Source organism: Bradyrhizobium sp. USDA 4502, assembly GCF_054063355.1.
The window spans coordinates 7,265,231-7,288,401 of sequence record NZ_JBSSGF010000001.1; the positions used below are offsets into that span (position 1 = coordinate 7,265,231).

19 protein-coding genes and 1 pseudogene are annotated in these 23,171 nt (G+C 64.4%); 8 read left to right on the forward strand and 12 right to left on the reverse strand.

Annotation, left to right across the window (positions count from 1 at the left end):
- Positions 1-64: 64 nt before the first annotated feature.
- The 3 genes from ACVW1B_RS33865 to ACVW1B_RS33875 form a co-directional block, all read right to left on the reverse strand.
- Positions 65-1,393 carry a polyhydroxyalkanoate depolymerase gene (locus ACVW1B_RS33865; RefSeq protein WP_028341465.1) on the reverse strand — a complete coding sequence of 443 codons (1,329 nt, stop codon included), beginning with the start codon at positions 1,391-1,393 and terminating at the stop codon, positions 65-67.
- Between the two features lie 128 nt (positions 1,394-1,521).
- A complete protein-coding gene (locus ACVW1B_RS33870) occupies positions 1,522-2,346 on the reverse strand; it encodes an ABC transporter permease (protein WP_253605973.1) in 825 nt (274 codons plus the stop codon).
- Positions 2,343-3,149, reverse strand: coding sequence for an ABC transporter ATP-binding protein (locus ACVW1B_RS33875; RefSeq protein ID WP_253605972.1), 807 nt, complete (start codon positions 3,147-3,149; stop codon positions 2,343-2,345). Before ACVW1B_RS33875 ends, ACVW1B_RS33870 begins: the two co-directional genes overlap by 4 nt.
- Before the next feature lie 141 nt (positions 3,150-3,290).
- Between ACVW1B_RS33875 and ACVW1B_RS33880 the strand changes: the two genes are divergently transcribed.
- The gene (locus tag ACVW1B_RS33880; protein ID WP_253605971.1) at positions 3,291-4,610 is read left to right on the forward strand and encodes an ActS/PrrB/RegB family redox-sensitive histidine kinase; all 1,320 of its coding nucleotides are present in this window, start codon (positions 3,291-3,293) and stop codon (positions 4,608-4,610) included.
- 134 nt (positions 4,611-4,744) lie between these two features.
- Complete coding sequence (locus ACVW1B_RS33885) at positions 4,745-5,299, forward strand: ActR/PrrA/RegA family redox response regulator transcription factor (RefSeq protein ID WP_016845514.1); 555 nt, start codon at positions 4,745-4,747, stop codon at positions 5,297-5,299.
- Positions 5,300-5,627: 328 nt separating this feature from the next.
- Here the strand turns inward: ACVW1B_RS33885 and ACVW1B_RS33890 are convergent, their stop codons facing one another.
- On the reverse strand, positions 5,628-6,113 hold the full coding sequence (locus ACVW1B_RS33890) for an MmcB family DNA repair protein (RefSeq protein ID WP_253605965.1): 486 nt from the start codon (positions 6,111-6,113) through the stop codon (positions 5,628-5,630).
- A 217-nt stretch (positions 6,114-6,330) separates the two neighbouring features.
- Here ACVW1B_RS33890 and ACVW1B_RS33895 point away from each other — a divergent pair.
- Positions 6,331-8,031, forward strand: a pseudogene (locus ACVW1B_RS33895) (alpha-amylase family protein).
- On the opposite strand, the gene ACVW1B_RS33900 reads toward ACVW1B_RS33895, so the two are convergent.
- On the reverse strand, positions 8,019-9,626 hold the full coding sequence (locus tag ACVW1B_RS33900; RefSeq protein WP_253605963.1) for an alpha-amylase family glycosyl hydrolase: 1,608 nt from the start codon (positions 9,624-9,626) through the stop codon (positions 8,019-8,021). The pseudogene ACVW1B_RS33895 and the gene ACVW1B_RS33900 sit on opposite strands and share 13 nt — an antisense overlap.
- A gap of 120 nt (positions 9,627-9,746) precedes the next feature.
- Positions 9,747-10,559 carry an RMD1 family protein gene (locus ACVW1B_RS33905; protein ID WP_057015413.1) on the reverse strand — a complete coding sequence of 271 codons (813 nt, stop codon included), beginning with the start codon at positions 10,557-10,559 and terminating at the stop codon, positions 9,747-9,749.
- A 175-nt stretch (positions 10,560-10,734) separates the two neighbouring features.
- On the opposite strand from ACVW1B_RS33905, the gene ACVW1B_RS33910 reads away from it, so the two are divergent.
- On the forward strand, positions 10,735-11,403 hold the full coding sequence (locus tag ACVW1B_RS33910) for an MBL fold metallo-hydrolase (protein WP_057015387.1): 669 nt from the start codon (positions 10,735-10,737) through the stop codon (positions 11,401-11,403).
- On the opposite strand, the gene ACVW1B_RS33915 is transcribed toward ACVW1B_RS33910, so the two are convergent.
- Positions 11,404-12,579: an extracellular catalytic domain type 1 short-chain-length polyhydroxyalkanoate depolymerase gene (locus ACVW1B_RS33915; protein WP_253605962.1), complete on the reverse strand. Its 1,176-nt coding sequence runs from the start codon at positions 12,577-12,579 to the stop codon at positions 11,404-11,406. It lies immediately after the preceding gene.
- Between the two features lie 209 nt (positions 12,580-12,788).
- On the reverse strand, positions 12,789-14,195 hold the full coding sequence (locus tag ACVW1B_RS33920) for an MFS transporter (RefSeq protein WP_253605960.1): 1,407 nt from the start codon (positions 14,193-14,195) through the stop codon (positions 12,789-12,791).
- A 271-nt stretch (positions 14,196-14,466) separates the two neighbouring features.
- Between ACVW1B_RS33920 and ACVW1B_RS33925 the strand changes: the two genes are divergently transcribed.
- Positions 14,467-15,708: an LLM class flavin-dependent oxidoreductase gene (locus ACVW1B_RS33925; RefSeq protein WP_253605958.1), complete on the forward strand. Its 1,242-nt coding sequence runs from the start codon at positions 14,467-14,469 to the stop codon at positions 15,706-15,708.
- Between the two features lie 464 nt (positions 15,709-16,172).
- Here the strand turns inward: ACVW1B_RS33925 and ACVW1B_RS33930 are convergent, their stop codons facing one another.
- A complete protein-coding gene (locus ACVW1B_RS33930; protein ID WP_225648490.1) occupies positions 16,173-17,015 on the reverse strand; it encodes an SDR family NAD(P)-dependent oxidoreductase in 843 nt (280 codons plus the stop codon).
- Between the two features lie 179 nt (positions 17,016-17,194).
- Between ACVW1B_RS33930 and ACVW1B_RS33935 the strand changes: the two genes are divergently transcribed.
- Both ACVW1B_RS33935 and ACVW1B_RS33940 read left to right on the forward strand, forming a co-directional pair.
- Positions 17,195-18,157 (forward strand): sensor histidine kinase, encoded by a 963-nt coding sequence (locus ACVW1B_RS33935; RefSeq protein ID WP_253605956.1) that lies wholly within the window; start codon positions 17,195-17,197, stop codon positions 18,155-18,157.
- Positions 18,158-18,361: 204 nt separating this feature from the next.
- Entirely contained in the window at positions 18,362-20,134 is a 1,773-nt protein-coding gene (locus tag ACVW1B_RS33940) for a putative bifunctional diguanylate cyclase/phosphodiesterase (RefSeq protein WP_253605954.1), read from the forward strand.
- 168 nt (positions 20,135-20,302) lie between these two features.
- Here the strand turns inward: ACVW1B_RS33940 and ACVW1B_RS33945 are convergent, their stop codons facing one another.
- Positions 20,303-20,941: a carboxymuconolactone decarboxylase family protein gene (locus ACVW1B_RS33945; protein WP_253605953.1), complete on the reverse strand. Its 639-nt coding sequence runs from the start codon at positions 20,939-20,941 to the stop codon at positions 20,303-20,305.
- A gap of 219 nt (positions 20,942-21,160) precedes the next feature.
- Between ACVW1B_RS33945 and ACVW1B_RS33950 the strand changes: the two genes are divergently transcribed.
- Complete coding sequence (locus tag ACVW1B_RS33950; protein ID WP_016843571.1) at positions 21,161-21,565, forward strand: YccF domain-containing protein; 405 nt, start codon at positions 21,161-21,163, stop codon at positions 21,563-21,565.
- 182 nt (positions 21,566-21,747) lie between these two features.
- Here the strand turns inward: ACVW1B_RS33950 and ACVW1B_RS33955 are convergent, their stop codons facing one another.
- The gene (locus ACVW1B_RS33955; protein ID WP_156436045.1) at positions 21,748-22,005 is read right to left on the reverse strand and encodes a GCG_CRPN prefix-to-repeats domain-containing protein; all 258 of its coding nucleotides are present in this window, start codon (positions 22,003-22,005) and stop codon (positions 21,748-21,750) included.
- 109 nt (positions 22,006-22,114) lie between these two features.
- Positions 22,115-23,155, reverse strand: a complete 1,041-nt coding sequence (locus tag ACVW1B_RS33960) for an alpha/beta hydrolase (RefSeq protein ID WP_253605951.1) — start codon at positions 23,153-23,155, stop codon at positions 22,115-22,117.
- Positions 23,156-23,171: the final 16 nt, after the last annotated feature.

Sequence of the window (23,171 nt, forward strand, 5' to 3'; positions counted from 1 at the left end):
TTTGAGATTCTTTTAGTTAAATCAGCGACTTGCGCGACCGCGAAAATCGCGGCCGGGGCGATACCTATTCGGCGGCGGCGACCAGCGAAAGCCGCGTATTGGCCGCCGAAACCATGAAATCGGAGATCCGCGGCACGATTTCGGACCGGAAACGCGAGCCGTTGAACACGCCATAGTGCCCGACGCCCTTCTGCACGTAATGCACGCGGCGATGGTTCGGGATCGCGGTGCAGAGTGCGTGCGTCGCCTCGGTTTGGCCAAGACCTGAGATGTCGTCCTTCTCGCCTTCGACCGTCATCAGCGCGACGCGGCGAATCTTCGACGGGTCGACCGGCTTGCCGCGATGGGTCATCTCGCCCTTCGGCAGCGCGTGCTTGACGAAGACAAGGTCGACGGTCTGCAGGTAATATTCGGCGGTGAGGTCCATCACCGCGAGATACTCGTCATAGAATTCGCGGTGCTTGTCGACGAGATCGCCGTCACCCTTGACCAGATTGGCGAACAGCGCCTTGTGCGCGTCCATGTGCCGGTCGAGGTTCATGCTGATGAAGCCGTTGAGCTGCAGGAAGCCCGGATAGACGTCACGCATCACGCCCGGATGCGGGAACGGCACCTTGGTGATGACATTGTTGCGGAACCACTCGATGCCGCGCTCTTCCGCGAGGTTGTTGACCGCGGTCGGATTGCGCCTGGTGTCGATCGGGCCGCCCATCAGCGTCATCGACAGCGGCACGAACGGATCGTTGTTGGCTTCCATCACCGAAACAGCTGCCACGACAGGCACCGAAGGCTGGCACACCGCGATGACGTGCATGTTGCCGCCGAGCGCGTGCAACATCTCGATCAGGTAGTCGACATAGTCCTCGAGATCGAACCGGCCGGCCGCGAGCGGCACCATGCGCGCGTCGGCCCAATCGGTGATGTAAACCTCATGCGTCGGCAGGAACGCCTCGACTGTGCCGCGCAGCAGCGTCGCGTAGTGGCCCGACATCGGCGCCACGATCAGCACGCGCGGCTGCGGCGAACGCAGCGGGCGCGTCAGCTTGCGATCGAAATGCAGCAGGCGGCAGAACGGCTTTTCCCAGATCGAACGGACCTCGACTGGGGTGCGGATGCCGTTGACCTCGGTCGTCGGCAGGTTCCATTCGGGCTTGCCGTAGCGGCGCGTGGTGCGCTCGAACAACTCACAGCCGGCGGCGATCGACTTGCCGAACTCGGTGTGGGTCCACGGATTGAGCGGGTTCTGAAACAGGATCTTGGTGGCGTCGGTCACCGCGCGCACCGGGTTGAGCGACGCATGCGCCATCTCGTACATCCAGTACAACGGCGTCGTGAGTGCCGGGCTGCCTTCCGCCGCTAGTGGCGGGGCACCGCCAAATTCACCGATGGGCATAGTAGTTTCAGACCCCTGTTTTGCGCCGCAGCATACTGACCAATGCGTAACAATGCGTCAATGCGCCGCGAGCCGAATCTGGGGGCGATATCGGGCTAAAAGGCCGAGAATCCACGAGAAAGTGACATTTATTCACCACCGCCGAGCAGCGACCCGTTGCGCTTGGCGCTCTGCAAAAGGGCAAGGAAGATCGCAAAAGAGGCAGCGAACAGGACCGCGTTGATGACCAGCGCCCACGCCATCAGGTCGGCGCGGAAGACGTGATCGATCAACAGCGAGCGCATGCCTTCGAACACATAGGTCGGCGGCAGCGTCCAGGCGACAGCTTGCAGCCAGGCCGGCAGCACCTCGACCGGATAGTAGATGCAGGCGAGCGGCATCACCGCGAACATCAGCGTCCAGACGATGCTTTCCGACCCTAACCCGTTGCGCAGCACGAGGCCGGAGGCGAACACGCCGACCGACCAACTCGTGAAGATCAGATTGCAGAAGAACGCGATCAGCGGCAGCCCGATGGCGTAGAAGTTGAAGCCGAAGAAGAACAGCGCCAGCAGCGTCATCGGGATCACGCCGATGGCGAGCCGGATCAGGCTCATGATCATCAGCGAGAGGAGGAATTCGATCGGCTTCAGCGGGCTCATCATCAGGTTGCCGAGGTTGCGCGCCCACATCTCCTCCAGGAACGAGATCGAGAAGCCGAGCTGCCCGCGGAACAGGATGTCCCACAGGATCACGGCGCCGATCAGCGTGCCGCCCGCCTTGGCGAAGAAGCCGGATGCCTGCGAGATGTAATTCTGCAGGAAGCCCCAGGTGATGATCTGCAATGCCGGCCAGTAGACCAGCTCCAGGAGCCGCGGCCACGACGACATCAAGAGGTACCAATAGCGCAGCACCATCGCGTTGATGCGTTGCAGTGAAATGGTGTGCTGGTGCTGGCTGACGAGTTCACTCATGGTGTGCCCTCTGGCGCGCCCTCGCGCAGGCGGCCGCGCGCCACGTCGAGAAACACCTCTTCCAGCGTGTCGCGGTTGTAGCGCGCCATGATCCGCTCGGGGCTGTCGTCGTCCTCGATCTTGCCGCGCTTCATGATGATGACGCGGTCGCAGAGGCGCTCGACCTCCAGCATGTTGTGTGACGCCAGCAGGATGGTCGCGTTATGGGTCTTGCGATAGGTCTCGAGATGCTGCCGCACCCAGTCGGCGGTATCCGGGTCGAGTGAGGCGGTCGGCTCGTCGAGCAGCAAGAGATCGGGTTCGTTGATCAGCGCCTTCGCCAGCGCGACGCGGGTCTTCTGCCCGGCGGAGAGCTTGCCGTTGGAGCGGTCGAGGAATTCCTTGAGATCGAGATCGTCGGCGAGCTGGTCGATCCGCTCACGCAAACGCTGCACGGCATAAAGGCGCCCGAAAATGGTCAGGTTCTGCCGCACCGTGAGCCGCATCGGCATGTCGACATAGGGGCTTTCGAAATTCATCCGGCCGAGCACGTCGTAGCGCTGCTCGGGGATTCGTGCACCCAGCACCTCGACGCTGCCCGAGGTCGGCAGCACCAGGCCCATGATCATCGCGATCGTCGTGGTCTTGCCGGCGCCGTTGCCGCCGAGCAGGCCGGTAATGCTGCCGCGCGCGATGCGGAACGAGATGTCGTCGACCGCGCGGGTGGTCTTGTAGACCTTGACCAGATGCGCAACGTCGATCGCGGCCGACTCGCCTTGTTCAGCCGCCGGAGCTTGCCTCTGACCTGTCCCGACCTGTTGCATATGGCCGTCATTGAGCCATTGCGACAATAAGCGCAAGGCTCGGCGGTAATTAAAGGCTTGGCGGTAATTAAAGGCTCGCCCTGCATCGTTGCGCTAAGTCGCGAATTTGTGCGCCGCCCACGGCACAGCTAAGGTCCCGGCATGACCGACGTCGCCTCCGATTTCCGCCAACCCCGCCGCTACGTCCGCCTGGATACGATCCTGCGGCTGCGCTGGCTCGCCGCGCTCGGCCAGCTCGTCGCCATCTTCATCGTGGCGCAGGGACTGGAATTCGACGTTCCGATCGTCCCCTGCGTCACCATCGTGACGTTCTCGGCGCTGCTCAATCTGGCGCTGCAGATCGCCTTCAACCCGATGCAGCGGCTGGAGCCGGCCTATGCCGCGGCCCTGCTCGCGTTCAACATCGTCGAGCTCGGCGGCCTCCTGTACTTCACCGGCGGATTGCAGAACCCGTTCTCGTTCCTGTTCCTGGCGCCGGTCCTGATCTCGGCCACCGTGCTGCCGATCCGGCTGACGATAGCGCTCGGCTGCCTTGCGGTCGCCTGCGCCTCGGCGCTGTTCTTCTATCATCTGCCGCTGCCCTGGGATGCCGACGATCCCTTGGTACTGCCGCCGATCTATCTGATCGGCGTCTGGCTTTCGATCCTGCTCGCGATCGGTGTCACCAGTCTGTACGCATTCCAGGTGACCGAGGAAGCGCGCCAGCTCTCCGATGCGCTGGCCGCGACTGAACTGGTACTGACACGCGAACAGCACCTGACTCAGCTCGACGGCCTCGCCGCCGCCGCCGCGCATGAGCTCGGCACGCCGCTGTCGACGATCTTCCTGATCTCGCGCGAGCTCGAGAAGACGGTGCATGACGCGGCGATCGCCGGCGACCTCAAGACCCTGCGTGAGCAGGCGCAGCGCTGCCGCGACATCCTGAGCAAGATCGCGCAATTGTCATCGAGCGGTGCGCCGTTCGACACCATGAAGCTGTCGACCTTGATCGAGGAGGCGGTGGCGCCGCATCGCGATTTCGGCATCAACATCAAGGTGCGGCTTGCTGTCGCAGCAACGCCTGAACCGGTCGCCGCGCGCAATCCGGCGATCCTCTATGGCGTCGGAAACATTCTCGAAAATGCGGTCGATTTCGCGCACCAGACCGTCGAGGTGAACGCGTGGTGGAACGCCGAGACCGTTGAAGTCGTCGTCTCCGACGACGGTCCGGGCATCGCGCCCGACATGCTGAAGCGGATCGGCGAGCCGTATCTGTCGCGTCGCCGAGGTGCGGATGAGGCCCAAAACCCACGTGGGGGCCTGGGTCTGGGCGTTTTCATCGCACGGACGTTGCTGGAACGCGCCGGCGCCAAGGTGTCGTTTACCAATCGCACCTTTCCCGATCACGGCGCCGTGGTGCAGATCGTCTGGCCGCGCGAGCGCTTCGAGGAAGCCGCGCCGGGCGACGAAACCGAATCCTAAGAACGATTCTTAATCGCGACCCTGGCATTACGGATGCATTGCTCTTTCCAGACAAGCACGCGACTTTCGGCTGCCTTGGCAGCGCCGCAGTAGGACCCCATATAATAGGGGTCTGCCACAGGGAAAAATGGATCGTGAACGCCATCACTGAACTGAATGACCATGCCGACCGCTCGCTCCTCATCGTCGAGGACGACAAGCCGTTCCTGGAACGCCTGTCGCGCGCGATGGAGACGCGGGGTTTCGCGGTGAAGTCATGCGACACGGTATCTGATGGTCTCGCCGAGATCGGCCGCGCCGCGCCCGCTTTCGCGGTCGTCGATCTCCGCCTCGGCGACGGCAACGGCCTCGACGTCGTTTCGGCGTTGAAGCGCAAGCGCCCCGAGGCGCGCGCGATCGTGCTGACCGGCTACGGCAACATCGCCACCGCCGTCACCGCGGTGAAGATGGGCGCCGTCGATTATCTCTCGAAGCCCGCCGACGCCGATGACGTCGTCGCCGCGCTGCTCGCGACCGGCACCGAGAAGTCCGAGCTGCCGGCCAATCCGATGTCGGCGGACCGTGTGCGCTGGGAGCACATCCAGCGCATCTACGAGATGTGCAACCGCAACGTCTCGGAGACCGCGCGCCGCCTCAACATGCACCGCCGCACCTTGCAGCGCATCCTCGCCAAGCGCGCACCGCGCTAAGCGATCGCTTCATTTGTTTTCGCGATGGCCGGGCTCGTCCCGGCCATTTGCTTTTGTAGGGTGGGCAGCTTCGTAGGATGGGTGGAGCGAAGCGATACCCATCCTCTCTCCCGGTGTCCCGAAGCTGATGGGTTTCGCTTCGCTCTACCCATCCTACGGAATCCAACAAGCTGTCCGTCACCCTGAGGAGCGCGCCCTTGCGCGCGTCTCGAAGGGTCGACGGCCACCAGCCCGGCCGAACCATCCTTCGAGGCTCGCTCCGCTCGCGCCTCCAGCGACAAAGGCGAGGCCTTTGCGCGGGATGACGGGGCAACAGCAATGTTCTTCGCTAAAACTCGGCGTGCCCCTGCGGATCGACCAGCCGATTGATGCGCTGCGCCGCGGCCATGGCAAAGCGCACCGTCATCGCCTTGCGGGTTGCCGCCGGCAGGCGGTGCTCCGGCGCCTCGCAATACAGATGCGCGCCATAGGCGTCGGCGATGATCAAACCGGTGTCGACGGGAAAGATCTCGCACGGCAGATCCTGCGTGAAGGCGAAGAACAGCCGGTCGCAATGCATCCGGTAGTCCTGCCATTTCTGGTCGGTGCGCAGATCCTCGACCGACGACTTGATCTCAACGATCCAGATCTCGCCGCGCTCGTTCAGCGCGACCAGATCGGCTCTTCGGCCGGACGGCAGCGGCAATTCGCTGATGCAGGAAAATCCCAGCGATCTCAGAAGCCTCGCCGTGCCGCGCGCAATCGCAAGCGCGGTCTCCGACTGGCGTCGGTCGGGCGCGGGCACAAGCGCGATCTGGCGGGCGGATGAGTCCATTGCGCGAAGATTAGCCGATTCCACGAGAGCATGATCCGGAAAAGTGGAAGCCGGCTTTCCGCGGAGATCATGCTCCAACCGATACAACGCGGCAGCGTCAGGCCGGCACGGAGCGTCGTCCGTCTCCGTTGTGGGACGGCGCTCCACAGGAACCCGTCGCCGCCTCACCGCTTATCCTCCCGGCCGCCGCCACGGGTGGACTGGTGAGGATTGCCTGGTGATCGACGACCTCTGGTACAAGAACGGAGTGATCTACTGCCTGTCGGTTGGCACCTACATGGATGCCAACGGCGATGGCATCGGTGATTTCAGCGGTCTGCTCCGGCGCCTGGACTATTTGCACGGGCTCGGCATCACCGCGATCTGGCTGATGCCGTTTCAGCCTTCGCCCAACAGGGACGACGGCTACGACATCTCGGATTATTACGACGTCGATCCGCGCTACGGCACGCTGGGCGATTTCGTTGAATTTACCCATGGCTGCCAGCAGCGCGGCATCCGCGTCATCATCGACCTCGTCGTCAATCACACCTCGGATCAGCACGACTGGTTTCGATCGGCGCGCAGCTCGAAGGACTCGCCGTACCGCGATTGGTATGTCTGGTCGGACAGGAAGCCCGCCAATGCCAACGCCGGCATGGTGTTTCCCGGCGTTCAGAAATCGACCTGGACGCGCGACAAGCAAGCCGGCGCCTGGTACTTTCATCGCTTCTACGATTTCCAGCCGGACCTCAACACATCGAACCCGCATGTGCAGGCCGAGATCCTCAAGATCATGGGGTTCTGGATTCAGCTCGACGTCTCGGGCTTCCGCATGGACGCCGTGCCCTTCGTGATCGCGACCAAGGGTCGCCTCCAGGCGCAAGCCGGTCGAGCAGTACGACATGCTGCGATCGTTTCGGGAATTCCTGCAATGGCGCCAGGGCAACGCGATCATCCTCGCTGAAGCCAACGTATTGCCCGAGACGGACATGGAATATTTCGGGCGTGACGGCGACCGGATGCACATGATGTTCAACTTCCATGTCAATCAGCATCTGTTCTACGCGCTGGCGTCGGCGGATACGAAGCCGTTGGCGAAGGCACTGACGGCGACCAAGCCACGGCCCGCGACCGCACAATGGGGCTTGTTCCTGCGCAATCATGATGAACTCGACCTCGGCCGCCTGTCGAAGCCGCAGCGCGAGACGGTGTTCGAGGCATTCGGTGCCGACAAGAGCATGCAGCTCTACGACCGGGGCATCCGGCGACGGCTTGCGCCCATGTGGGCGGCGACCGCCGGCGCATCGAGCTCGCTTACAGCGTGATGTGCACGCTTCCCGGCACGCCCGTGATCCGCTACGGCGATGAGCTCGGCATGGGCGACAATCTCGACCTGCCCGAACGCGGTTGCGCGCGCACACCGATGCAATGGTCGACCGAGCCACACGCCGGCTTCACCGAGAGCGATCGGCCATGTGTGCCCGTCATCGACAATGGACCGTATGGCTATGAGCACGTCAACGCGGCCAAGCAACGGCGCGACCCCAATTCGATGCTGAACTGGACCGAGCGCATCGTCCGCATGCGCAAGGAAGTCCCCGAGGTCGGCTGGGGAGATTTCAAGGTTATCGCAAGCCGAAACCCCGCCATCCTGATCATCCGGTACGACTGGCGTAACAACTCGGTGCTGTTCGTGCACAACTTCGCGGAAAAGCCGCTCGAGATATCGTTCAACGTCGGGCTGCCCGACGACGCCGGCAAACTCCTCGTCAATCTCCTGACCGAGGACCACAGCCGCGCCGACGAGGCCGGTCGCCACAAGCTTCTGATCGAGGCCTACGGCTATCGCTGGTATCGGGTCGGTGGGCTCGACTATCTGCTCAAGCGCAGCGACATCGATACCATGGAGCCCCGCACCCGGCGTCAATCGTCCTGATGCGGCCCAAGGATCACGCCCTCATTGGCGCGCAGATCGAGCACGCCTTCGACCTTCTCGCCCTGCCGGTCCATCAAGGTCGACAGCAGGACCTCATTGCTGAAGCCGATCGCGCTCGAGGAGACCGACGCGGCGGCCGCGCCGAAGTTCAGCGCGATCACGGCCACGCCCTCAGTGCTGCGCCGCCGGTAGAGCAGCACATCACCGTGCGCCGCCACCGGCTCATAGCTGCCATGGACGAGCTGCGGCAGCCTTCGCCGCAGCGCGATCAGCGCCTTGTAGAGATTGAGGATCGACGTCCTCTCGGCTTCGAGACTTGCGACATTGTCGCTGGCAAAATCCTGCGCCAGCGGCAGCCACGGCGGAGCCGTCGAGAAGCCGGCATGGCGCTCGGCGCTCCATTGCATCGGAGTGCGGCAGCCGTCACGGCCGACGCCCATATCCGGCACGTTCTTCTCGAAGGGGTCGCGCACCTGATCCGGCGCAATCGCAACCTGGCGCATGCCGATCTCGTCGCCGTAATAGAGCGTAGGCGTGCCGCGCAGCGTCAGCAGCAGCATCGCCGCGACCGGCGCCTGCGCCGGCCCCACCCGGCTCGCCACCCGCGGCCGATCGTGGTTGCCGAGCACCCAGTTCGGCCACGCCCCCGGCGGCAGCGCCTTTTCGTAGTCGGCGATGATCATCTCGACCGCTCGCGCGCTCCACAAGGTCGACAGCAGCGCAAAATTGAAAGGCATCTGCGCGCCGCGTAGATCGTTACCGTAGTAGGCGACCAGCCGATGCAGCGGCAGATAAATCTCGCCGATCAGCACGCGGTTGTCGAATTCCTCGGTGACGCTGCGCATCTCGGTGATGACGGTGTGCACCTCGAGCTGATCGGTCGAATATTGCGTCAGCAGCTTTTCGTGCGGCGGCCGGCCCTCGCGATAGTGCGGGTTTGTCGGGTTATCGCGGAAGTCGGCATCCTTGATCAGGTGCCAGATCACGTCGACGCGAAAACCGTCGACACCCTTGCGCAGCCAGAAGCGCATCACGTCGTAGATCGCGTCCCTGACCTCGCGATTGCGCCAGTTGAGATCGGGCTGCTGCGCGAGGAAGGCGTGATAATAGTATTGGCCTGAGGCCTCGTCATACGCCCAGGCGCTGCCGCCGAACTCCGACAGCCAGTTGTTGGGCGGGCCGCCGTCCGGCGCCGGATCGCGCCAGATGTACCAGTCGCGCTTAGGGTTATCGTGCGAGCTCTTCGCCTCGATGAACCATTGATGCTGGTCGGATGTGTGGTTCGGCACCAGATCGAGGATCAGCTTGAGGCCGGAATCGTGCGCGGCCGCGACCAGCGCGTCGAAATCCTCCATCGTCCCGAACAGCGGGTCGATGCCGGTGTAATCGGAGATATCGTAGCCGAAATCGGCCATCGGCGACGGGAAGATCGGCGACAGCCAGACCGCGTCGACGCCAAGCCGCGTCAGATAGGGCAGCCGCGTGATGATCCCCTTGAGATCGCCGACGCCGTCACCGTCGCTATCCGCGAACGAGCGGGGATAGACCTGATAGAAAATGCCGCGTCGCCACCAGTCCCTGTTGTCCTGATCCATCCCGTCCCCCCAAGCTCGCAGCCCGGCCTAGGCCGCTCCGCGCCCGGAGTGGCCGATCGGTTCAGGGATGACGCACAATTCGGGACGGAAAGATGGCCGGATTCGGCCGCTGTAGCCCGTTCAATGCCGGGCCATCGCCAGCTGATAGATGGTGATCAGCACCTCGAACAGGATCAGGAAGACGATGATCAGCTCCAGCCGCAGCGAGCGGCTGGTGTCGATGATGTCGGTCAGCACCTGCGCGGTTTCGGCGACGACTGCGAGCTTGCGGTTCAGCGACTCCGCACGCTCCTTCAATTCATACTCGTCCTCGAGCCTGGCGTAGAGGCGCTCGAGCTGCGGCTTGTCCCAGAGGATGTCCGGCTTCTCCGATACCTCGACCGGTCCGGCTACGCGATGCCGCACCAGCAGCGCGTTGCCGATGTGCTTGAGGATCGCAACGCGGCCGCGATGGACGCGGCCGCCCTTGGCGAGCTCACGCGCAAGCGGCTCGGTCGTGTCGAAGACTGCCCGGACCTCGCGCTCGTGCCGCGCCAGCACCACGCTTTTCGCCAACGCCTCGCCGACCAGGATCAGCCGCTCCGGCGAGAGGCCCTGCAGATAGATCGGGCCGCCCGGCGGAATCTGATCCTCCTTCTCGGCGGCGAGCTCGATGATTGCGATCTCCTCCTCGCGCCGCGTGAACAGGCCGGTCATGCGCGACTGCAGGCTGCGCAGGAATTCATCCTCCTCCAGCGCATTGAGGCCGATCAGCACGACGACGCCGTAGCGGAACAGGATCGCCACGCCGTTTTCATTGACACGAAACGCCAGCGGCGTCGTGGCCAGCACGTCGCCGCGCTCGAGACCGGACGTGTTGATGCGGTCTGCGACGAAGAAGGCTCGCGCGGTGGTCCGGGGTCCGCCGAGCGGTGATTTGGAAGCCTGGGTCATGAAGTTCCGGACTGCGATGACTTGAATCATGATCGAGAGCAGCCGCGTACCGGCCCGCTCACGAACTTCTTCTGCTGGAGGTGACCTTATCACGGTCCGTTTTGGGATCACACGCCGGGGCAGCCGCATTTCCAGCGCGTGTTGACGACGTTTCCCGGAAGCCTATGGTGCCCCCATGAACGAGACAACCGACACCAAACCGAAGGCCGGCGCGATCATCGTACCGGTGACGCTGTTCGAGCAGAACTGCACCATCATCTGGCACGAGCCCACCAAGAAGGCCGTGGTGATCGACCCCGGCGGCGACGTGCCGAAGATCCAGGCTGCGATCAAGCAGACCGGCGTGACGGTCGAGAAGATCTGGCTCACCCACGGTCATATCGACCATGTCGGCGGCGCCGCCGAACTGCGCGACGCGCTGCAGGTCAAGATCGAGGGCCCGCACATCGCCGACAAATATCTGCTCGACAATGTCGTCTCGAGCGGCGCGCGCTTCGGCATGACCGGGGTACGCAATTTCGGGCCAGACCGCTGGCTCGATGAGGGCGATCAGGTCTCGATCGGCGATCTCACCTTCGACATCCTGCACTGCCCCGGCCACTCACCGGGCAGCGTGGTGTTCTTCAACAAGGAGCTGCGCTTCGCCCATGTCGGCGACGTGCTGTTCGCCGGCTCGGTCGGACGCACCGATTTGCCCGGCGGCAGCCATCCGACGCTGATCCAGTCGATCAAGGACAAGCTGCTGCCGCTCGGCGACGATGTCGGCTTCATCTGCGGCCATGGCGCCGGATCGAGCATCGGCCAGGAGCGGATGACGAATCCGTTTCTGACCGGCGAGATGTAGCTACTTCATCAGCCCCGCAGCGGTGAGCGCCCGCGTGATGACACCGCCGACATCGACACCCTTGCTCCGTCGCTTGCGCTGCCGATCGCTCTTGCGGCCGGACGCCACCTCCGGCTCGGCCGCGGGCACCGGTACCGTCATCGAGACCGTGTCGGCGCGCTCACGCGGAATTCCGGTCGGCGCAATATGCGGCTGACGGACCTTGTCGGTCAGGCCGAAGAAGCTCGCGATGTGATAGGAGGAGGAGATCCCGGCCTCGATCAGGAACGCGCCCTCCACGCCATAGCGCTCGTCATTGTCGGCAAGCCCGAGCGGCGTGCCATGCGCCATGTCGGCGATGGTGTAGGACTCGACCAGCGTTTCGCCGTCGGCGTTCCACCACACCTCGCGCGGATGGCCGTCGACATCCGCCGTCGACATCGCGGCAAGCGGCAGGCCGTGCACGTCGAGCCACTGCCGGACGATCGCATCGGCGTTGCCCGGATGCACGGTGCGGTCGGCGCTGCCGTGCCACACCGAAATCTTCGGCCAGGCGCCGCCATGCGTGGACGCGTTGCGCACGAGACCGCCGAGCTCGGGCGCGGACAGCGCGCTGCCATGCATCATCGCGTGCAGCGCTTCGCGCAGATCGGTGGCGACGCCGTACGGCAGGCCGGCGATGATGGCGCCGGCCGCGAACACGTCCGGATAGGTCGCGAGCATGACCGAGGCCATCGCGCCGCCGGCGGACAGTCCCGTCACATAGATGCGACGCGGGTCGATCTCATGCGTGCCGACCAGATGCGCGATCATCTGCCTGATCGACGCGGCCTCGCCCTGCCCGCGCGCGATGTCTTGCGGGTTGAACCAGTTGAAGCAGGTGTTGCCGTTGTTGGAAGACTGCTGCTCCGGCATCAGCAGTGCGAAGCCGTAATGCGCCGCAAGCGCCGACCAGCCGGCACCGTGATCGTAGGACGCTGCAGTCTGGCCGCAGCCATGCAGCACCACGACGAGCGCGGGCGACCGCGCCAGCTGCGCGGGCACGAACGAGAACATTTTCAGATCGCCGGGGTTGACGCCGAATTCGGTCGTCTCGACGAGCGGCGTCGGCACGGCCGGCGCGAGTGCGCCAAGGCCGCTGAACGCGTTCATCTTCGGCAGATGACGCAGAAATTCGACGTTGTTGATCAGGGACAACAGCAACTCCTGAGGTGATTTGGTCTTCTGTGTCACCCGATCAGATAATTGCTGCACTGCAAAATGAAAAGGCCGTGTGCTGTCTTTCCCTGCGGAATTGTGAGAATCGGCGTTAATGCGTGATCGCGCCGCGGGCTGGCCGAAATAGTTGCCGTAGCACCTTGTTTGAGCACCAACTTTTCAGGAATGCGCGCCGCGTGCAGTCGGATTCACGCCGTGGCGCGGCGCATCCATGACAGAAATGCGGCTGAAATGGCGATCGACAGCACAAACAATGCGCATGCCGCAAACAGCGCCAGACGTGCTGACATCGTGCTCTCGATTGCGAAGAAGACTGCGCCGATCCCGGCAACGCCGGCCGCGTTGCCGATCTGCGTCGTCGTGCCGTACATGCCGGAGCCGGCACCGGCGCTCGCGGGCTGCACGCTCGCGAGCACCGCGCTCGACAATGGCGCCATGACAAGCCCCTGGCCGTAGCCGAAGATCATCAGCGCCAGCGCGAGCAGCAGTGCCGACGGTGCCGCGACCACCTCAATTGTCGCGACGAGCACGGCGAGACCGACGATCTGCAGCGCACAGCCCTCGATCAGCACCAGCGTGCTGCGATGCCTTGCGCGCACGCCGCTGTGACGCGAGGCAACCACGAAGGTCAGCGCCAGCGGCACGAACACCAGCCCGGCCTGAAGCGGGGGAATCTGCAAGCCCTTCTGCATGAACATGGTCATGATGAGGTAGAAGGACAGGTTGGCGAAGAAGAAGAAAAACACTGCGACCAGCCCGCGCATGAAGGCGCGATCCGACAGCAGCGAGAGATCGATCAGCGGCATGCCGCCGCGGCGCGCGACGGACCGCTCGAGCCGCACGAAGGTCGCGATCACAGCGATGCCCACGACCATCACCAGCCACACCCATGCCGTCCAGTTGAGATCATGGCCGAACAGCAGCGGACCGATCAGGCACAGCAGGCCCGCGAACAGCACGATCGCGCCCGGGATATCGAGCCGCGTGCCGGCGCGGCGCGGCACCGTCGGCATGATCTTCAGCGCCGCCGCGATGATGACGACGCCGCACGGCACGTTGACGAAGAACACCGCGCGCCAGCCGAGCCCGGCGAGGTCGAGCGTCACCAGCACGCCGCCGAGCATGAAGCCGGCGGCGCCCGCAAGTCCCAGCACGATGCCGTAGATGCCGAACGCCCGCGCGCGGGCGGCGTCTGAGAACAACAGATGCAGCGTCGCCAGCACCTGTGGCACCATCAGCGCCGCGGTTGCGCCCTGCGCGAGCCGCGCGACGATGAGCTCGGGGCCGGACTGCGCGAGACCGCACCACAGCGAGGTCACCGAGAATCCGGCGACGCCGGCGATGAACACGTTCCTGGTGCCATGGATGTCGCCAAGCCGGCCGCCGGTGACCACCAGCGTGGCATAGGCGATCAGGTAGATCGCGATCACGGCCTCGATCTGCGCCGGCGTCGCGTGCAGCTCCGCCGCGATCGTCGGGATCGCGACGTTGACGATGAAGGCATCGACCCCGAACATGAATTGCGCCGACACCACGATCGCCAGCACCCACCAGCGGCGGGACGTGTCCGCTCGCGTCGAAACGATCTGGTGCATGTCCTGTCCTGCCCGAAATGACGTTACGGCGGACATCAGCAGATTCCGGTCATCGCTTCGATTACCTGCGAGGTAAGCCCGGGATCACAGACGCTCGAGCCCCGGCTGCCAATTTGCGTTGACGCGCTGGGAAACATTCCGGACGGCGGCAATCGCCGCCGATTTGCGCAACAACCATGCGGGCGCCGCAGCCTCGGAGCATTGCCTTGCCCCGGGCCACCCCGTAGGTTGGCGGAAAGCCCCGATAACAATAGTCCGGAGAGAACGACCCATGGCGCGCCTCAAGTTCGGAGCCTTCCTCGCCCCGCATCACCCGATCGGCGAGCATCCGATGCTGCAATTCCGCCGCGACCTCGATTTCGTCGAGCAGCTCGACGCGCTCGGTTACGACGAATTCTGGTGCGGCGAGCACCACTCCTCGGGCTGGGAGACCATCGCCTCGCCGGAAATGTTCCTGGCCGCCGCCGGCGAGCGCACCAAGCGCATCAAGCTCGGCACCGGCGTGGTCTCGCTGCCCTATCACCACCCCTTCAACGTCGCGCAGCGCATGGTGCAGCTCGACCACATGACCGGCGGCCGCGCCATCTTCGGCTCCGGCCCCGGCGCGCTCGCTTCCGACGCCCACACGCTCGGCATCGACCCGATGACCCAGCGCGATCGCCAGGACGAGGCGATCGCGGTGATCCGCCGCCTGTTCAACGGCGAGCGCGTCACCGCCAAGACCGACTGGTTCGAGATGCACGACGCCGCGCTGCAGATCCTGCCGCTGCAGGAGGACATGCCGTTCGTGGTGGCCTCGCAGATCTCGCCGTCGGGCATGACGCTCGCCGGCAAATACGGCATCGGCATCATCTCGCTGGGCTCGATGTCGACCCAGGGCCTGATGGCGCTGCCGCAGCAATGGCAGTTCGCCGAGGACGCCGCCAAGAAGGCCGGCACCACGGTGAGCCGCGCCAACTGGCGCGTGCTGCTGTCCTGGCACATCGCCGAGACCCGCGAGCAGGCGCGGCGCGAGGCCGGCGCCGGGCTGATGCGCTGGCACAACGAATATAACGTCGGCACCCTGATGCGGCCGGGCCTGACCGCATTCTCCTCGCCCGATGAGGCCGTCGACAAGACCGCGTTCGTCGAAGGCGCCGCGTCCACCATCGGCACGCCGGATGATCTGATCAAGATGATCAAGAATCTGGTCGATGTGTCGGGCGGCGTCGGCTCGATCATCGGCTTCGCGCACGACTGGGCCAATCCGGAAAACACCCGCCGCAGCTGGGACATGGTCGCGCGCTATGTCGTGCCCGAGATCAACGGCTATATCGACGGCCTGCGCAAGTCGCGCCAGTTCCTGATCGACAACCGCGCCGTGTTCGAACGCGCCGGCCAGGCTGTGATGGCCAAGATCATGCAGAACGACAAGGCCGCCGCCGCGCTTCAACAAACCGGCCCCGGCCGCGTCGCGATCCCCGCGGTGAATGCGCCGGATCTTGCGAAGGCCGCGGCGAAACAGAAGGCGTGATTTGCGACCCTTCCTGGAGGAAGAAAGAACGCCAGCCCGCGCCACATCCACCGCCGTCGTCCCGGCGAAGGCCGGGACCCATACTCCGCGGCGGGTGTTGTGAACGGGACTCGTCGTTCCAGCATCGCTCAACAATGACCAATCGGGGTAATGGGTCCCGGCCTTCGCCGGGACGACGGCGGGGATGGTTTGCGCTTCAAGACGCCAAACAATGCGGCGTCATCACCCGCACATGCCGCGTGCGAGTGAGACCATTCGGGTGTGTCAAGGTCGTAAGCCTGATGACCTCGCGCAACCAACTCTTCGATCGCGGACGATTTCCCCGTTCCAGACATGCCCGTGATCAAGACGCGCTTCATACTTTTTCCTCGCCCTGAAGGAATCGGCAGTGCACGCGATGGATTACTCCCGCCTTCGCCAAGGATTCAGCGGACAAGTCGCTCCGCGCGCAATGACGGATGCTGCTACCCCGCCCCCTGATCGAACGCCTTGCGCAGCGCGACGTAGCCGGCCTGCTGTTGGCTCCAGTTGCGGCCGCCGGTGATGGCGCCGTCGATGACGAGGTCATGGCCGTTGATGAAACTCGATTCGTCGCTCGCCAGGAACACCGCGGCATGCGCGATGTCGTCGGGCAGTCCGGCGCGCGGGATCGGCTGCGCCGCCTTGTAGACCTCGCGCATCACGGCTGCGGTCTTCTCGGCTGCTTCCGTCGACAATCCGAGCGCCTTGCCGAAAATGCCGGTGGCGATCGCGCCGGGCGAGATCGAGTTGACGCGGATGCCGGACTCGCCGAGCTCCATCGCCACGCATTTGGTGAAATGGATGACCGCGGCCTTCGCGGCGCCATAGACCATCGATGAGGAGAAGCCGGCGAGCCGTCCGGCGATGCTGCCATTGTTGATGATGCTGCCGGAGCCCTGTTTGCGCATGTAGGGCGCGGCATGCTTCATGCCGAGCATGACGCTGCGCACCAGCGTCGCCATCGCGGCGTCGAACCGCTCGACGTCGAGGCCTTCGATGCCCCCGGTCTGCGCCGGGCCGCCGGCATTGTTGAACAGGCAGTCGATCCGGCCGAACTTCTCGACCGCAAGCGCGATCAGCGCCTGCATCTGTTCCTCGACCGTGACGTCCGTCTGACGGAACACGCAGGTCTCGCCGAGTTGTTGCGCCAGTGCCTCGCCCTCCGGCGCTCGGCGCCCGGCAATCACGACCTTCGCGCCCTCCGCGACAAAGATCTCCGCCGTGCGCAGCCCGATGCCGCTGGTCGCCCCTGTGATCACCGCGACCTTGCCGTCCAGCCGTCCCATGTCGGTCCCCTCAACTTACGTATGATGTTGCGGATATTCCCCAGCTCCTGCTGCCAATACAAGCACTTGCAAGCCGCCACGGTCGCGAGGTCCGCCTGTGGCCAGAAGGCCACAACTGCGGTTTTTCGGTCGCAGCGGCCTTATTTTGGGTCGCCTGTTCACGTGAACTGGGACGACCGATGGCGAAGTGGATCGACGATTTCAGGGCGTGTTGGCGGGGCGATGCCCAGCCGTCGGTGCGGCTTGCGGTCGCCTTCGCGGTGCTTTGTCTCGTTTTGGCCACGGCCGCGCGCTTCGGGCTCGCCCAGATCCGGCCGGATGTGTTCTTCACGCCCTATTTCCCGGCGGTGTTCTTTGCCACCGCCCTTGGCGGTTTCCGGATCGGGATCGCGACCGCGCTGGCGAGCGGCCTGCTCGGCGTCGTGCTCAATTTCAGCGGCTCGCACGCCGATCCTGCGCGCTTTGCGCTGCTGATGATCTTCTGGGTTGTGTGCGGCATCGCGATCTGGGGCGTCGAGCATTACCGTTCCCTGGTCGCACAGCAGCGCGAAGTTTCCAAACGGCTGATCGAGGAAGAGCAGTACCGCAAGGTGGTGGTCGACGAATTGCAGCACCGGCTGAAGAACAAGTCCTCGACCATTCACGCCGTGCTGCATCAGGCGCTGCAGGACCGGCCCGATGTCTGGCAGCGCATCGACCATCGCATCCGCGCGCTCTCGGCAACCGACGATCTGATCGCGCGGGTCGACGGCTATGGCTGCGATATCAAGGATTTGCTGCGCTCGGAACTCGGGCCCTACGGCCACGTGCGGTTCAACCTCAATGGCGAGCAGCTGTTCCTGCCCGCCAAGCTCGCCGTCTCGCTGGCGCTGATCTTCCATGAGCTCGCAACCAACGCCGGAAAATACGGCGCCTTCTCCTCGCCGCGCGGATTTTTACAAGTGTCATGGACCGTCGACGACGGACGTCTCAACGTGATCTGGGACGAGACCGAGGGACCGGTGGTCGAGGCGATCGGCGAAGCCGGCTTCGGCACCAAGCTGCTCAAGTCGGCGCTGCGGCCGTTCGACGGCAAGACCGAGATCAGTTACCTGAAGACCGGTGTTCACTGCACCATGCAGTGCAAGCTTCCGAGCTGTTGATAAGTCGGCTTTCCGGCACACGCGCATGTGTTGATGCAACCGCGCGCTGCGCAATCGCTTTCAGCAGCGGTCGCAGCCGACATTGATACTCTGTTAATGACGATTGCCGCGACGGCTTGCGAAAGCCGTCGCGGTCTCATTCTGTCACGGCATTTCGCAGGTCCGCTTAACCAAAACTACAACGGACTTTGCCAAGGTCGGCGCATGCACAGTCTCACCAGACACGATTTTCAGGCGGGCGCGGCAGTGCCCGGCCAAGACGATATTTCCGGCAATGAATTGCGTATCCTGCGCGACCTTCTCCAACTCCTTCCGGCGGGAGTGACCGTCCAGGACGAGCAGGGCCAGATCATCCTGGTGAATGAAGCAGCCGCGAGCCAGCTGCAGCTGGCCGCCAGCGCGAGCCAGCCGTCCCCGGTCGACGAGCGCCACGCCGCCAACCTGGACCTGCTGCGCAGCGGCCGTCCGGTGGTGCTCGAGGAAACGCTCTCCTGCGGCGCATCCAAATACGTGTTCCTGACCTCGCACCGGCCGGTCCGGATCGCCGGTCGCAATCTCCTGATCTCGACCTCGACCGACATCAGCGAGCAGAAGGCGTTCGAGGACCAGCTGTTCCGCTCGGCCTATTACGACGAGCTGACCGGCCTGCCGACCCGCCGGGTGATCGAGCACCGCGTCAACGGCTTGATCCGCGACGATTCGCAAGGCCATTTCGCGCTCGCCTTCCTCGACGTCGACAACTTCAAGCACATCAATGACTATTACGGCCACGCGATCGGCGATGCGCTGCTCGTTGAACTGTCGAAGCGACTCGGCCACGCGCTGCGCGACACCGATATCCTGTCGCGCATCTCCGGCGACGAATTCCTGCTGCTGCTCAACCCGATCAGCGGCAATGACGAGGTCGCCGAATTCATCCATGTCATGCAGGAGCGGCTGAAGGCGCCGTTCTTCATCGAGGACTCCGAAATCTTCGCCTCGACCTCGATCGGCGTCAGCCTCTATCCGATGCATGGCCGGAGCTACGAGTCGCTGCGCCAGAACGCCGACATCGCGATGTACCGCGTCAAGAACAACGGCAAGGGCTCGACCGCATTCTTCGACAACAGCATGGAGCGCGAGGCGCTGGCGCGGATGAAGATCGAGCAGTCGCTGCGGCTGGCGATCCTGGAAAAGCGTTTCTGCTGCGCGTTCCAGGCCAAGGTCGATATCCGCACCCAGGAGGTGAAGGGCATCGAGGCGCTGGTGCGGCTGCGCGACGACGAGGGTGTGATCCAGGCGCCGGGCACCTTCATTGATCTCGCGGTCGAGCTCGGCCTGATCGACGAGCTGACGTTCCTGGTGCTGGCGGAGATCGTCAAGTCGATCGACCTGATCAACGACACGTTCGGTCCGACGGCGACGATCAGCATCAATGTCGCCGCCAAGCAGGCCTCCAACCTCGAATTCATGCGCCGGTTCGCGCGCGCGCTCGAGGAGACCGGCTTCCCCAAACGCTTCATGATCGAGGTAACCGAGGACGCGTTCGTGACGCGGTCGCATTTCCAGGACCAGATCCTGCCGATCCTGCGCGGCATCGGCGTCGGCATCTCGATCGACGATTTCGGCATCGGCTATTCGTCGCTATCGGCGCTCGCCGATATCACCGCCGACGAGATCAAGATCGATCGCTCCTTCATCACTGACATCCATCAGCGGCCGCGCAGCCAGGGTATCTTGCGCGCGATCGAATCGCTGAGCGAGGCGCTCGGCATGACCGTGATCGCCGAGGGTATCGAGTCCTACGAGGAGCTCACCTATCTGCAGGCGGCGACCAAGATCCGCTATGCCCAGGGCTATTACTTCGCCAAGCCGATCTTCCTCGAGGATTTGAAGCCGGCGACGCCGGTCGCCAGCGAAACGCGCGCCAGCATGGCCGCGCGCCCCGCCCAGGAAGGCCGCCAGGGCTATTCGCGCGCCAGCGGCTTCCGGCGGTAAGGGCGCGATGTGACTGCGCTCCCTCTCCCGCTTGCGGCGGAGGGTTGGGGTAGGGGTTTCACCACGAGTCAAAACTGGGGAGAGAGCCCCCACCCGCCGCGCGCTGCGCGCACGTCGACCTTCCCCGCAGGCGGGAGAGGTAAGAACCTGAGACCGCTGCAGATGCGGCTACTTGTCCAGCACCGCCAACGGCTGCACGCCGTTATTTGCGGGGCCGGCCTGCATCGTGATCAGCATCATCGAGACCATGTCGTAATAGCCCATGATGGCGATGATATCCGTGATGCCGCGCTCGCCGAATTTATCTAGCGCCGCCTTGTAGACAGCGTCGCTGACTTTCTTGTCGCGATAGAGCGCGATGCCGAGATCGTACAGCGCGGCCTCGTCGTCCTTCATGCTCTCGGGCCGCGTGCCCTTGGCGATGGCGTCCGCGATTTTCGGATCGAGCCCGCCCTTCATCGCCAGCGGATGGTGCGCGGACCATTCATATTGCGCAGTCCAGTGCCGCGCCGTGATCAGGATCGCCATTTCGCTGAGCCGTGCCGGCAGCGAGGTATTCCAGCGCAGGTACTCCGACAGGTTCGACAACTTCGGCGCCAGATCGGGATTGCGGATATAGGCGCGGTAGGGCGGCGCGGTGAATTTGGCATTGCGCGGCGGCGCGCTGATCATGTCGGCCCAGGCCTTTTGCGCCGGCGACAGCTCCTCCGCCTTCAGCGGCGCGAAGCGCACGGCGTCTTCGGCCCGCACGGCCGAAACCGACAATGCCAGCGCCGCCAAGATCGCTGCTCCGAATATTGTTCTCATTGTTGTTCTCCCTTTTCGGTGCAGGCGTCTTTGCGCCCTGCCCGGTCGCGCGAGATTAGTTGCCGTCGCGATGGATGCAATGAGGTGCCAGCTGTCGTTCGGCGCCGGCAGCCGGTGAAGCGCCTCGTCACGGCAGGCGCGCGGTTAGGCCACACCTACCGCAGCGCCGGGCGGCGGCGTATATAAAGAGCAGTCCCAAGCGGCGCGAAGGTGTCAGCCATGCAGCCTGTATCTATCCTCCTGAACATCCTCTGGATCCTGATCGGCGGCGCGTGGATGGCGTTCGGCTGGCTGGTCGCCGCCGTGATCATGGCTGTGACCATTATCGGGCTGCCCTGGGCGCGCGCCGCCTTCAACATCGCCGTCTACACGCTGCTCCCGTTCGGCTCGCGTGCGGTGCGCCGCGATGAGGTGACCGGCACGTCCGACATCGGTACCGGACCGCTCGGCGTGATCGGCAATCTGATCTGGTTCATCCTGGCCGGCTGGTGGCTCGCGATCGGCCATGTGATCACCGCGATCCTGCTGGCGGTGACCATCATCGGCATCCCGTTCGCCTGGGCGCATCTCAAGCTTGCCGGCATCGCGCTGTGGCCGATCGGCAAGGTGATCGTGCCGGCGTGACGCTGGCCAGGCCGTCGACGGCTAGTGTCCCGAATCCGAAGTTCGCATCATTTGCCGCACCTTCGGAGCGAACTTCGGATTCGATAAGGACACTAGCAAACTTATGATTCTAGTGTGCTTTATGAATGCGAAGTTCGTGAAAGTGGCTGCCGCGAAATCGCACGAACTTCGCATTCAGCACACTAGAGCCAATCCTTCGTGGTCTGGCTGCAAGCCTGGTAGTCGCGCCGCCAGACGAAGCCAGCGCCACCACACGGCGGGCGCGGGCGCGAGGTGGCGGGACACTCATTCCTGACCCGCGCGGCGGTGCCCCAGCCGTCGATCACGCAGGCACCTCGTGAGGTCCTGTGGCAACCGTCACCGCATCCCTCTGCGGCGTTGGCCGGGGTCAAGCCGAGGAAGGCACCGGCTGTCAGAAGCGTGATCAAACCTGCTCTCATGATGTTCTCCATCGAGCTGTCGGTCGTGCTGCTCCATTCGCGGCACAAGCGTAGGCGATCTCTGTGCCGCTTGCCACCGATTCCGCGCACAAATTCTGGTGTCGGGGGCTCAGCGCGCTGCTTCGCAGCCGGGGATGTCGAATACGGCGGTCAGGCCGCAGGGCGAATTGAGCATCTTGCCGCCCGCATGGCCGACGCCGGGCACATCCCACACGCTGTGGTTTGGCGCGCCGCCGTCGCGGGCCTGCATCACGGCGGCATAGGAATGCCCGCGCGCGTAACGGTACGGCCCCTCGGCCTCCGCCATGCAGGATTTGTCGAGCGCGGGATGATTGGGGTTGGTGTCGAGCGTTCCGAGCAGATAGATCACGCGGCGCGCGACATAGGCCTGCTCCAGCGCAGCCGGCGAAGGCTCGGCAAGATAGGGCGGGCGGTCGTCCATACCGAATTTCCAGCTGTTATAGCCATGGCAGTTCGCCGCGATCGCGGGCTCCGGCCGCTCCTTGGTGAAATAGGCGTAGGAGGACGGATTGGCGACCACATAGCGCACGCCGATGCCCTCGCGCAGCAGCGCCTGGTCGCCCTTCACCGCGATCGCATAGCGCTGCACCACCTGGCCGCCGCCGGAATGACCGAACACGACGACCTGCTGCAGGTTCGGAAACAGCTTGCGGTCGCCGAGCTTCGCCAGGATGGTGTCGAGCGCCTCGAACGAGCTCGCCGCGCTCGGCGCGAGCGCAGGCTCGCCGCCCTGCCAGCCATAGAGGCTCCAGCGCAGCGTCTCCGCCGGCAGCTTGAAGGCCTCGACGTCGGACTCGATCAGGAATTGCGGCGCGATCATCAGCGCATGCTCGCCGGCATCGCCGGCCGCGGCCTGCGCGCTCAGCGCCGCGCGAAAATAGTCGTCGGCATTGCGCAGCACGCCATGCAGCACGAGCACCGCGCGCGTAACATCCGGCAGCGGGTTGGACCAGTCGGCCGAGAGGTAGAGCGGAAAGCTCGCTTTGCCGACGGCAATCCGCGCATTGGCGATCTCCTTGACCGGTTTCCGGTCGCGCTCGGTCTGTGCCTGCGTCGCGGACGCCGCGGGTACGTGCGCCGCCGCCACGACGAGCAATGCCGCGGCCGCAAGCCAGGCCCGGTGATGCATGGTTCGACTCCGTTGC